This window comes from Streptomyces sp., assembly GCF_019510245.1.
In the GTDB taxonomy this organism is placed as follows: Bacteria; Actinomycetota; Actinomycetes; order Streptomycetales; family Streptomycetaceae; genus Streptomyces.
Map to the genome: position 1 here is coordinate 17,527 of NZ_JAEKKT010000073.1, position 12,572 is coordinate 30,098.

Sequence of the window (12,572 nt, forward strand, 5' to 3'; positions counted from 1 at the left end):
TCACTCTTCCGGCTCACCGGCGGGGCGGCCGTCCGCGGGCCCGTGCAGGCTGGAAACCGTCCCGCGGGACGGGGGAGCGACAGGTCACCGGGTCCCGCCGCACGGAACGGGAGCACCCATGCGCCGTAACGCCCTGCGCCTGGCCGGGAACGTCTGCCTGCTCGCGGCCGCCCTGGGCCTGACCGTCCCCGCCACCGCGGGCACCGCCACGGCCGGGCCCGCCCGGACGGCCCGGGCCGCCGCCCTGCCGCAGGTCCGCTCGGTCAGCCTGCCGATCAAGGGTGTCTTCAGGGGGCCGAGCGAGAACATCGCCGTCACGGGCACCCTCGACGTCTCCGTCATCACCCTCCCCGACGCCGCCGGCGGCGGTACCGCCCAGATCATCAGCAGCCTGGACGACACCTCCGGCACCGGCGACCCGAGCGGCACGGCGTACGACCTCGTCGGCGCGCACCGCGACACCCTGCCCTTCTCGGCCGCGGCGACCACGACGCTCAAGGTCAGGCCCGCCTTCCTGCTGGTCTCCCGCGCCGTGCCGCCCAACCCGGTCGTCCCGCCCAACCCGATCCGGCCCGTCACGGTCTCGGTCACCCTCGGCAGCACCGGCGCGATCGGCGCCGTCACCGCCACGGTCGGCAACCCCGACACCTGACCCCTGAACCCCTGACGCGGGCAGGCCGAGCCGCCGCACGTCTTGACGTAATGACGGTGTCTCAGTTTCCTGGGAGGTACGCGGTGCATGGGAGCGCTCCCATGTGGTTCCGGGCCGCGCCTCCCCAGTGGGACTCCGAGAGGAACAGGCACATGTTCCGCTTACGCAGCCTGCGAAGGGCGCTGGGTGCTGCCGCCGCCGCGCTCCTCCTGCCCCTGTCCGCCGGCCTCGCCGGTGCGACGGACGCCGCGCACGCGGCGGACGCCCCCGGCGCCGGCTACTGGCACACCAGCGGCCGGCAGATCCTGGACGCGGCCGGGCAGCCGGTCCGGATCGCAGGGATCAACTGGTTCGGGTTCGAGACCGCCAACTACGTGGTGGACGGCCTCTGGTCGCGCGACTACAAGAGCATGATCGACCAGATGAGATCGCTGGGCTACAACACCATCCGGCTGCCCTACAGCGACGACATCTTCAAGAACACGACCGTGCCCAACAGCATCGACTTCAGCAACGGCAAGAACGCCGACCTGCAGGGGCTGAACTCGCTCCAGGTCATGGACCGGATCGTGGCGTACGCCGGGCAGGACGGCCTCAAGGTCATCCTCGACCGGCACCGGCCGGACGCCGGCGGCCAGTCCGCGCTCTGGTACACCTCGTCCGTCCCCGAGTCGACCTGGATCGCCGACCTGAAGGCGCTCGCGGCGCGGTACGCGGCCGACCCGACCGTCATCGGCATCGACCTCCACAACGAGCCCCACGATCCCGCCTGCTGGGGCTGCGGGGACGCTGCCGTCGACTGGCGGCTGGCCGCCCAGCGCGCCGGGAACGCCGTCCTGTCCGTCAACCCCGACCTGCTGGTCTTCGTCGAGGGCGTCCAGACCTACAACGGCGTCTCGGGCTGGTGGGGCGGCAACCTGATGGGCGTGGGCCGGTATCCGGTCCAGCTGTCCGTGCCGAACCGGGTGGTGTACTCCGCCCACGACTACGCCACCAGCGTGGCCCAGCAGAGCTGGTTCAGCGATCCCACGTTCCCCGCCAACATGCCGGGCGTGTGGGACTCGTACTGGGGCTACATCTTCAAGCAGAACATCGCGCCCGTGTGGGTCGGCGAGTTCGGCACGACGCTCGCCTCGACGGTGGACCAGAAGTGGCTGGCGGCGCTGGTGAGTTACCTGAGGCCGACGTCGACGTACGGTGCCGACTCCTTCCAGTGGACCTTCTGGTCCTGGAACCCCAACTCCGGTGACACCGGCGGCATCCTGAAGGACGACTGGACGACCGTGGACACGGTGAAGGACGGATACCTGGCGAGCGTCAAGGCGCCGTTGTTCCCGGGCACCGGGGGCGGGGGAGGAGGCGGGGGCGGTGGCGGCGGTACCTCCGCTTCCTGCTCGGCCTCCTACGCCGTCAGCAGCGACTGGGGGAGCGGGTTCAACGCGGACGTGACGGTCACCAACACCGGGTCCGCGGCGATCGGTTCGTGGAAGGTGACCTGGACCTGGAGCGGGGCGCAGCAGGTCACCAGCATGTGGAACGCGTCGTACACCCAGAGCGGGGCGACCGTGACGGCGGTCAACGCCTCCCACAACGGCGCGATCCCGGCCGGCGGGTCGGCGAGCTTCGGCTTCGGGGGCGCTCCGGGGGGCGGGGGTGTGCCGGCGGTGACCTGTACGGCTTCGTGAAGCGGTGGCGTGGTGCGGTGGGCTGGTGCCGTAAGCCGGTTCGGTGGGCCGGTTCGGCGGGCGTCACCCGGGTGGCGGACCGGGCTGCCCGAAATACACGGCAACGGGCGCCGGTGCCGCAGGCTGTTCCCGCCGGCCGCCGACAGGGGCGGCCGGACACCGCACCACGACGGCTGATGGAGCTGACATGTCCCACGTGCCCGCCGACCTCCGCTACACCGACGACCACGAGTGGATCCGCACCGAGGCCGACGGCAGCATGTCCGTCGGCATCACCGACCACGCCCAGAAGAACCTCGGCGACATCGTCTTCTTCGACCTGCCTCAGGTCGGCAGGAAGATCGAGGCCGGTGAGTCCGTCGGCGTGGTGGAGTCGGTCAAGGCGGCGTCCGACATCTTCAGCCCGGTCGACGGCGAGGTCGTCGCGATCAACGAGGACGTCGTCGACAGCCCCGAGGAGGTCAACTCCGACCCCTACGAGATGTGGCTCTTCAGGATCAGGACCAAGGGCGGGGCGTCCTCCAACGGCCTGCTCGACGCGAAGGCGTACGCGAAGCTCGTCGAGGGGGAGTAGCAGCCCGAGGGGCGCCCGGTGTACCTACGCCGGACGCCCCTCGTCGGGCCCGGCGCTCAGCCCCGCACCCGCACCGGCTTGATCCCGTGCAGGCGGCGTGGTTTGGGCGCGTCCAGCAGGCTGACGCCGTTGTAGACGCGGCTCCGGATGACGAGTGCGGGAGTGACGGCGAAAGCGACGAAGATCGAGACGACGCTGATCGGGAACAGGGTCGGCAGCGACTGGCCCTCGGGCAGGGTCTTGCCGCCCTCGTGCACGGCGTAGGCGAGGGCCGCGAAGAAGACGGTCGCGCAGAGGGCGGCCAGGACGCCGAAGACGACCCTGGTCCGGCGGGCGCGCGCCTCGGTGCGGACCTCGGCCAGCAGGGACGCGTCGCAGACGGGGCAGGTGAGCTCCACGGTCTGCTTGCCGGACTGCGGCCGGCGTACCCGGAAGACGTTGTCCTTCCAGGTGATCCGGCGGGTGCGGACCAGGAAGCCCGTGACCTTGTCGCTGAGGATGTGGCGCACCGCTACCTCGACGGTGCCCGGTATCGGTCTGTTCATCTACCCGTGGATCTCCTTCGTCGCATGGGGCACACAGTGTCCGGTGTGCGATGAAGGAGACTCAACTGTCCACGGCAGGCTTTGCCTTGATCATGCCTTCCGGGTAAACCAGCAGCTTCTTACGGGAGTTGCGGCGTCCTTACAGCTTCTCGATCACGTAGTCGACGCACTTCGTGAGCGCCTCGACGTCCGCCGGGTCGATCGCCGGGAACATCGCGATGCGGAGCTGGTTGCGGCCGAGCTTGCGGTAGGGCTCGGTGTCGACGACGCCGTTGGCGCGCAGCACCTTGGCGACGGCGGCCGCGTCGATCTCGTCGGCGAAGTCGATCGTGCCGATGACCTGCGAGCGCTTGGCCGGGTCGGCGACGAACGGGGTGGCGTACTTGGACTCCTCGGCCCAGGTGTACAGCCGGGTGGAGGAGTCCTTCGTGCGGGCCGTCGACCAGGCGAGGCCGCCCTGGCCGTTGAGCCACTCCAGCTGCTGGTCGAGCAGGAAGAGGGTGGCGAGGGCCGGGGTGTTGTACGTCTGGTTCTTGCGGGAGTTGTCGATCGCCGTGGGGAGGCTGAAGAACTCCGGGACGTGCCGGCCGGACGCGTGGACACGCTCGGCGCGCTCGATCGCGGCCGGGGAGAAGACACCGATCCACAGGCCGCCGTCGGAGGCGAAGGACTTCTGCGGGGCGAAGTAGTAGACGTCGGTCTCGGCGACGTCGACCGGGAGGCCGCCGGCGCCGGAGGTGGCGTCCACGAGGACGAGCGCACCCTCGTCGGCGCCCGCGACCCGCCTGATCGGCATGGCGACACCGGTGGAGGTCTCGTTGTGCGTGAAGGCGTACACGTCGACGCCGGCCTCGGCCTGCGGCTCCGGGTGGGTGCCCGGGTCGGAGGCGATGACGGTGGGCTCGGCCAGCCAGGGGGCGAGCTTGGCGGCCTTGGCGAACTTGGACGAGAACTCGCCGAAGTTGAGGTGCTGCGACTTGGTGTCGATCAGGCCGTGGGTGGCGACGTCCCAGAAGGCGGTGGAGCCGCCGTTGCCGAGGACGACCTCGTAGCCGTCCGGGAGGGAGAACAGGGCGCTGATGCCCTCGCGCACCCGGCCGACCAGGTTCTTGACCGGGGCCTGGCGGTGGGAGGTGCCCATCAGGGAGGTACCGGTGGCGGCCAGCGCGTCCAGCGCTTCCGTCCGCACCTTGGAGGGGCCAGCGCCGAAGCGTCCGTCGGCGGGCTTGATGTCAGCGGGGATCTGGATGTCAGCCACGGGGTGAGGTTAGCCGGTGGGGGAAACCTGGGCGAAACCTCGTCCGTCGGGTGAGACGCGTGCGGGTGCGGCCGCGTGGGGCGGGGCGGCGGGCCGGCGTGCGCCACGCGCGGGGCGTGTCGCCGGACTGGATGCGCCACGAGCGGGTCGTGCCGCCGGGCGGGCTGGTTGAGTGGACGTATGTCGGAATTCGCGGAACTCGAGGCGGAGCTGCGCAGGGCCGTCCGGGGTGAGGTCGGCTTCGACGTCACCTCCCGGGCGCTGGTCACCATGGACGCGTCCAACTACCGGCGGGTTCCGGCCGGGGTGGTGGCCCCCCGGGACGCGGACGACGTGGCGGCCGTACTGGAGCTGTGCCGGGCCCGTGGCGTACCGGTGGTGGCCCGGGGCGGCGGCACGTCGATCGCGGGCCAGGCGACGGGCACCGGCGTGGTCCTGGACTTCACCCGCCACATGAACCGACTGGTCGGCCTCGACCCCGTCACCCGTACGGCCGTCGTCCAGCCGGGTCTGGTCCTCGACCGCCTCCAGGAGGCCGCCGCCCCGCACGGTCTGCGCTTCGGCCCCGATCCCTCCACGCACGGCCGCTGCACGCTCGGCGGGATGATCGGCAACAACTCCTGCGGGTCGCATTCGGTGGCCTGGGGGACGACGGCGGACAGCGTCCGGGAGCTGGACGTGCTCACCGCGCGGGGACGGCGGCTGCGGCTGGGGCGGGACTGGGCCGGGGCGCCGGACGGCCTGCGGGAACGGGTCGGGGGGGACCTGGCGCGCCTGCGCACGGGCTTCCCCGACCTTCCCCGCCGTATCTCCGGCTACGCCCTGGACGCCCTCCTCCCCGAGAAGGGCGCGGACGTCGCGCGGTCCTTCTGCGGCAGCGAGGGCACGCTGGGGATCCTCACGGAGGCGACCGTGGGGCTCGTGGCGGCGCCACGAGCGCGTGCGCTGACGGTGCTCGGCTACGGCGACGAGAGCGCGGCGGCGGAGGCGGCGGCCGGGCTGCTGCCGTACGGCCCACTCACCGTCGAGGGCATGGCGGCCGACCTGGTGCCGTCGCGCGCGGGCCTCCCCCCGGGCGGCGCGTGGCTGTTCGTCGAGACGGGCGGGGAGACGGCCGCGGAGGCACGCGCGCATGCCGAGACGATCGTCCGGGCGGCGGACGTCCTCGGCGCGACGGTCGTCACCGACGCGGCCGCGCAGAGCGCGCTGTGGCGCATCCGCGACGACGCGTCCGGCAGGGCGACGCGGCTGCCGGACGGCGGGGGAGAGGCCTGGCCGGGCTGGGAGGACTGCGCGGTACCGCCGGCCCGCCTGGGCGCGTACCTGCGCGACTTCCGTGCCCTGCTGACGGCCCACCGGCTGCGCGGCACGCCGTACGGCCACTTCGGCGACGGCTGCATCCACGTCCGTATCGATTTCGACCTGCTGAGCGAGGCGGGCGTGGCGCGCTTCCGTCGTTTCTCGGAGGAACTGGCGGACGTGGTGGTGGCGCACGGCGGCTCCCTGTCCGGGGAGCACGGCGACGGGCAGGCGCGGGCGGAACTCCTCCCGAGGATGTACGGCGCGCAGACGGTGGCCCTGTTCGAGCGGGCGAAGGGGGTGTGGGACCCCGACGACCTCCTGAACCCGGGCATGCTGGTCCGCCCCGCCCCCCTGGACACGAACCTCCGCTTCGCCGTCCTCCCGCGCGAGCCGGTGCCCGTCGCCTTCGGCTACCCCGCCGACGGCGGCGACTTCTCGGCGGCGGTCCGCCGCTGCGTGGGCGTGGCGAAGTGCCGTACGACCGAGCCGTCCGGCGCGTCGGTCATGTGCCCGTCCTTCCGGGCCACGGGCGAGGAGACGCACTCCACGCGCGGCCGGGCCCGGCTGCTGCACGAGATGCTGGCGGGCGAACTGGTGACGGACGGCTGGCGCTCCCCGGAGGTCCGCGACGCCCTCGACCTCTGCCTGTCCTGCAAGGGCTGCCGGTCGGACTGCCCGGTCGGGGTGGACATGGCGACGTACAAGGCGGAGTTCCTGCACCACCACTACGCGGGCCGGCGCCGCCCGGCCGCCCACTACAGCATGGGTTGGCTCCCGAGGTGGCTGCGCCTGGTGGCCCGGACCCGCATGGCGCGGCCGGTCAACGCGCTCCTCTCCCTGCGCCCCCTGGCGGCGCTCGCGAAGCGACTGGGCGGGATCGCACCGGAGCGACGGATCCCGCGCCTGGCGGTGGAGCCGTTCAGCCGCTGGGAGCGGCGGCGGGAGCGCGCGCGGCTGCGCGCGTGGCGGGCGGACGCGCGGGCGGGACGGGAGCCGGAACTCCCGAGGCGGCCGGCGTTCCTGTGGCCGGACACGTTCACGGAGCACCTGTCGCCGCAGGTGGGCCGCGCGGCGGTGCGGGTGCTGGAGTCGGCGGGTGTGGGGGTGGTGCAGCTGCCGACACGACGGTGGAGGGTACGGGGATCGGCCGACGGCGGGCTGGAGGGCTACGGCAGGTCCCTGCTGCATCCGCGCTGGACCCGCGCCTGCTGCGGCCTCACGTATCTCTCGACGGGCCAACTGGACCGGGCCCGCGCGGTGCTGCGCCGGACGCTGGACCTCCTGGAGCCGCTCCTGCCGGACCCGGACCCGGACGCGGACCCGGACGAGGAGGCACCCCGCACCCCGCCGTTCGTCGCCCTGGAGCCCAGCTGTGCCGCCGCCCTCCGTGCGGACCTGCCCGAACTGCTCCCCGACGACCCCAGAGCCGCCCGCCTCGCCGCGCGGGTGCTCACCTTCGCGGAGGCGCTGGAACGCCTGGCCCCCGACTGGACCCCGCCCCGTCTGGACCGTCCGGTCATCGGCCAGACCCACTGCCACCAGCACGCGGTCCTCGGCGACGCCCCCGACCGCCGCCTCCGCGAGGCCGCCGCCCTCACCGGCGACCTGGTGGGCGGCTGCTGCGGCCTGGCAGGCAACTTCGGCTTCGAGAAAGGCCACTTCGAGGTGTCGAGGACCTGCGCGGAGGAACAGCTCCTGCCTGCGGTTCGGGAGGCGGAGTCCGGCACGGTGATCCTGGCGGACGGCTTCTCCTGCCGGACCCAGCTGGAGCAGCTGGCGGGGGTGCACGGGAGGCATCTGGCGGAGGTGCTGGCGGAGGGGCTGGACGGCTAGCGGACCAGGTCCCGGTGGCGGGCAAGGGTCTCACGGCCGACACGCCCTCGCCCATCCGCGCGCCGAAACGATTCCCGGCAGGCGCGCGTCTGTTGTTCTTGATGCCGACGCCACCGGTCCCGTGTGCCGCCCTGTCCGCGGTGCCGTCCGCCGTTCCGGCCGGTGGGCGTCGCCAGTGAGCCGTCGCCGACCTGTCCAGGAGCTCCGCCCATGACTGCAGTCCTTCGCCTCCAGCCCATCTCCCGTGCCGAGCATCTCGCCTTCGCCCAGTCCCGCCCTTCCGTGAGCCACATGCAGCTGCCGTCCTGGGGAGACGTGAAGCCCGACTGGGAGGCCGAGAGCCTGGGGTGGTTCGACGGGCAGGGGCGGATCGTGGGGGCCGGGCTGGTGCTGCTGCGGGCGGTGCCCAGGGTGAAGCGGTATCTGGCGTACCTGCCGGAGGGACCCGCCATCGACTGGCACGACCCGCAGCTGGAGCGGTGGCTCGACCCCCTGCTGGCATATCTGAAGGGGCGCGGGGCGTTCGCGGTGAAGATGGGGCCGCCGGTCGCCGTACGCCGGTGGAGCGCGGAGGCGGTGAAGGAGGCCGTCGCCGATCCGGCCGCCCGGCGGCTGGGGGACACCGAGCCGACGTCGTACGACGCCCGTGGCGCCGGCCTCGCCGAACGGCTGCGCCGGACGGGGTGGCGGCAGGCCGAGGCGGGCGGGGAGGAGGGGTTCGCGGCCGGGCAGCCCCGGTACGTGTTCCAGGTGCCGTTCGCGGGGCGGTCGCTGGAGGACATCCAGCGCGGGCTCAACCAGCAGTGGCGGCGCAACGTGAAGAAGGCGGAGAAGGCCGGGGTCAAGGTGGTGCGGGGCGGGTACGAGGACCTGGCCGCCTTCTACGGCCTGTACACCGAGACCGCCGAACGCGACCGCTTCATCCCGCGCCCCCTCGCCTACTTCCAGCGCATGTGGACCGCGCTCACCGCCGAACACCCCGACCGCATGCGCCTCTACCTCGCCCACCACGACGGCGACGTCCTCGCCGCGGCCACCATGCTCACCGTCGGCGACCACGTCTGGTACTCCTACGGCGCCTCCACCAGCCGCCGTCGCGAGGTCCAGCCCAACAACGCCATGCAGTGGCGGATGATGTGCGACGCCCACGAACTCGGCGCCGCCGTCTACGACTTCCGGGGCATCACCGACACCCTGGAGGAGTCCAACCACCTGCTGGGGCTGCTCCGCTTCAAGGTGGGCACCGGCGGCGAGGCCGTCGAGTACGTCGGGGAGTGGGACTTCCCGCTCAACAAGCTGCTCCACAAGGCATTCGACCTGTACATGGCCCGCCGCTGAGGCCTGCCCGGGGTGCGGCGAGCGGCTGGCCGGGGCTCCTCGCGCCCGGCTTCATAAGGTGGCTCTCAGGTTCATAAGAGAACTCTCAGGTTCGGGGTCGTTATACAGCTGTTACCCAGGTATTCACAGCGCCTGTTTGCCGTTCGCGAGCCGACTTTGCCGTTGCTTGGGTTCTGGGACGTGTAAGTTTCTCGGTGTCGGGCGGCGGGGATTGCCGAGGATGACGATCCGAAATCCCCGGACGTTGCCCCAAGAGAATTCTCGTACCATCCCGCACCACTTGCACTTCGAACTCTCAAGGAGTCGGAATGAGCCTCAAGAAGCTCGCCCCGCTGCCCCCCAAGCCCAAGAAGCAGCTGCCCCCGCCGCCTTTTGCTCTTCAATTCAGCGGTTCCGGCTCGGAGAACGGAGGTAGTGTGAAATGCGCACGAAGGAGATTGCAGAAGCGGAATACGAATACGAGGTCGCCGACTCGAAATATGGGGTCGATGACGAGGAGTACGAAGGGGAAGAGGACGGGGAAGAGGACGGGGAAGAGGACGAGGACGGGGACGAGTACGCGCCCACCATCCCCTCCCGCGTCGCCTTCCGGCGCTTCTGGCCGCTGACCCGGGGCCTGCGCCGCTGGCTGGTGATCGTCTGGGTGTGCACGGTGATCGCCGCGCTCGCCGAGACCGAGGCCATCCTGCTCTTCGGCGACCTCACCGACCACGCCCTGCAGATGGGCTCGCCCGAACGCTTCGTCATGCGGCTGCGCGAACACGTCTTCGACCACGTCCAGCAGCTGCCCCCGCACTTCTTCCAGCGCCACCGCCAGGGCGACCTGCTCTCTCGCCTGACCAGCGACGTCGAGGCCATCGAGACCATGGTCGTCTCCGGGCTCGTCGGCGCCGCGTCCGCCCTGTTCAGCGCCGCCTTCTACGCGGCCGCCGCGTTCTGGCTGCGCTGGGACCTGGCCGCCGCCACCTTCGTCCTCGCGCCCCTGTTCTGGCTGGCCGCCCGCCGCTTCTCCGGCTCCATCAAGGACGTCTCCCGGGAGGGCCGGGTCGCCGACGGCGCGATCACCTCCGTCGTCGAGGAATCCCTCGGCAACATCGTGCTGACCCAGGCCTACGACCGCCGCGACGCCGAGCGCCGGCGGCTGAACGAGGAGGCGAGCGCCTGGTTCCGCGCCTCCGTGCGCTCCACCCGCCTCAACGAGGCCTACGAACAGCTCGTCCAGGTCATCGAGACCGTCTGCGTCCTCGCCGTCATCGGCATCGGCGCCTGGGAGATCTCCACCGGCCGCATGACCCTCGGCCAGCTCCTCGCCTTCTCCGCCTTCCTCGGCTACCTCTACCCGCCCGTGCGCGGCCTCGCCCAGCTCGGCCTCACCGTCACCGCCGCCACGGCGGGCGCGGAACGGCTGATCGAGATCCTGGACGTGCGGCCGTCGGTCACCGACCCCCGCCGCGGCGCCGGCACCGACATCGGCCGCCCGGACGGCGCCGTCGAGCTCCGCGACGTCGGCTTCCGCTACCCCGGCGCCGACCGGACCGCCCTGGAGGGCCTCTCCTTCACCGTCAGCCCCGGCGAGCTCGTGATCATCACCGGCCCCAGTGGCGCCGGCAAGTCCACCGTCTCCAAGATGCTGCTCCGCTTCTACGACCCCGACAGCGGCGAGATCCTCCTCGACGGCGTCCCCCTCTGCGACTTCCCCCTCGGCCGCCTGCGCGAGTACGTCACCCTCCTCCCCCAGCAGACCCTCGTCCTGCACGACACCGTCCGCGCCAACATCGCCTGCGGCCGGCCCGGCGCCAGCGACCAGGCCCTCGAGGACGCGGCGAAGGCGGCCGACGCCCACGACTTCATCGTCCGGCTCCCCGACGGCTACGACACCAGGGTCGACCCCAACTCCGCCCGGCTCTCCGGCGGACAGCTCCAGCGCCTGGCCATCGCCCGCGCGATCCTGCGCGACGCCCCCGTCCTCGTCCTCGACGAGCCGACCACCGGCCTGGACGCGATGGCCGCCCGCCGGGTCGTCAAACCACTGCGCCGCCTGATGGCCGGCCGCACGACCATCATGATCACCCACGACCTCAACCTCGCCCCCGACGCCGACCGCATCCTCGTCGTCGACCGCGGCCGCATCGTCGAGACCGGCCGCCACGACGAACTCCTCGCCCGCGGCGGCGCCTACTCCCGCCTCCACCGCTCCCAGAACAACGCGGCGATGGACACCGGCGAACTGCGACTGCCCCTGTTCGTGGAACAGGGCGCCGCGGCCCCGGCGGCAGAGGCCGTGGGAGTGGGGGCACCCCAGGGGGACGGGTACGCCTACCAGCAGCCGTACGGGAACATGTACGACTACAACGTGTACGCAGCCGCGGGACTATGGCCGCAACCCATGTACGAACCCCCTACGGAGGCCGCCCACATGGAGGCTTCCCACCTGGACGTTGGCTACGGTGCGGATGTGCCCACGACTCTCCCCGACGGCCGCCCCCTGTTCCGCGACGAGGAGCCCTGGCCGGGCATCTGAGCCGCCGCCCCGGACAGCCCGCGACTCTGGTGACTGAAGGCGTCGTCCGGGGGCCGTGGCCTGAAGGCGGCATGGTGACGCGAATTGGCCGGTCAGGGCCGGACTGGCGCCTGCAAGCCGTCTTCTGGTCTCCTCTCGGTTGTCATTCCTTCACCTGAACTCCACATTCTGTCGTGACCATGATCGGAACCTTGGTTCGGGTTCGGCTGCGGCAGAACCCTCGTGGGTTGCCAAGTGGGCGACGGGGGGCTTGTTGCCGCAGGCGGGGGGCGTGACACGTGTCGGTCTCGTGCCGCGCGCCCGATCGGGCCTCTTGTCCGCCTCCGTTATGGAGAAGGGCGCTTCCTTGCGATTCAGACGTCCGTACAGACCCTTTCACCGCTCTTCGGCAGCCGAGCCGGAGTCGGCTTCGGATGCCTCACCGCGTAGCGGGCTCGCACGCCGCCGCCGAGTCAACGGCTCTGTCGTCCCGCTGGTCGTCATCACCGCGGTTCTCGGGGGGCTGCTGGGCGGCAGCCCGCACCGACGAGGCCCGCCATGACGAAGGTGGCGGACAGCTACGACGGCTTCGACGCCGCGGCGGCCGAGCAACTGCGCCAGGACCAGTGTCTGATGGCCGACGCGCTGCGGATCGGCGGCACCTCCACGGTCCCGCTGGCGCAGAACGCGTTGAACCAGAGCGCCGATCAACTGCACACCGCCGCCAACCGGGACTACTGGGACGGCACGCCGCTGTCCACCGCGTTCAAGCAGGATCGGGACGCCATCGACGCGGCGAGCGATGTGCTGGACACCCGGCTCGCGGCATGGCAGACACCACTCAAAGGTCTGTCCTTCCCCGCCAACTTCGCCACCGACGCCGAG

9 protein-coding genes are annotated in these 12,572 nt (G+C 71.8%); 7 read left to right on the forward strand and 2 right to left on the reverse strand.

All coding sequences use genetic code 11. The features are described 5' to 3' along the window. The first annotated feature begins 118 nt into the window (after positions 1-118). From JF597_RS04315 to gcvH, 3 genes are all read left to right on the forward strand, one after another. Entirely contained in the window at positions 119-652 is a 534-nt protein-coding gene (locus JF597_RS04315) for a hypothetical protein (RefSeq protein WP_293989059.1), read from the forward strand. Positions 653-804: 152 nt separating this feature from the next. Then, a complete protein-coding gene (locus JF597_RS04320) occupies positions 805-2,337 on the forward strand; it encodes a cellulase family glycosylhydrolase (protein WP_293989061.1) in 1,533 nt (510 codons plus the stop codon). Between the two features lie 187 nt (positions 2,338-2,524). Next, positions 2,525-2,911 (forward strand): glycine cleavage system protein GcvH, encoded by a 387-nt coding sequence (gene gcvH / locus JF597_RS04325; RefSeq protein ID WP_293989063.1) that lies wholly within the window; start codon positions 2,525-2,527, stop codon positions 2,909-2,911. Positions 2,912-2,967: 56 nt separating this feature from the next. Here gcvH and JF597_RS04330 read toward each other — a convergent pair whose 3' ends face one another. Next, positions 2,968-3,456, reverse strand: coding sequence for a hypothetical protein (locus JF597_RS04330; RefSeq protein WP_293989065.1), 489 nt, complete (start codon positions 3,454-3,456; stop codon positions 2,968-2,970). A gap of 139 nt (positions 3,457-3,595) precedes the next feature. Further along, entirely contained in the window at positions 3,596-4,714 is a 1,119-nt protein-coding gene (serC, locus tag JF597_RS04335) for a phosphoserine transaminase (RefSeq protein ID WP_293989068.1), read from the reverse strand. A 180-nt stretch (positions 4,715-4,894) separates the two neighbouring features. Between serC and JF597_RS04340 the strand changes: the two genes are divergently transcribed. The 4 genes from JF597_RS04340 to JF597_RS04355 all read left to right on the forward strand — a co-directional run. Beyond that, on the forward strand, positions 4,895-7,849 hold the full coding sequence (locus tag JF597_RS04340; RefSeq protein WP_293989071.1) for an FAD-binding and (Fe-S)-binding domain-containing protein: 2,955 nt from the start codon (positions 4,895-4,897) through the stop codon (positions 7,847-7,849). Between the two features lie 210 nt (positions 7,850-8,059). Then, a complete protein-coding gene (locus tag JF597_RS04345) occupies positions 8,060-9,187 on the forward strand; it encodes a peptidoglycan bridge formation glycyltransferase FemA/FemB family protein (protein WP_293989074.1) in 1,128 nt (375 codons plus the stop codon). 421 nt (positions 9,188-9,608) lie between these two features. Next, a complete protein-coding gene (locus tag JF597_RS04350; protein WP_293989078.1) occupies positions 9,609-11,708 on the forward strand; it encodes an ABC transporter ATP-binding protein in 2,100 nt (699 codons plus the stop codon). A gap of 537 nt (positions 11,709-12,245) precedes the next feature. Further along, the coding region (locus JF597_RS04355; protein ID WP_293989081.1) for a hypothetical protein at positions 12,246-12,572 on the forward strand (327 nt) is incomplete at its 3' end.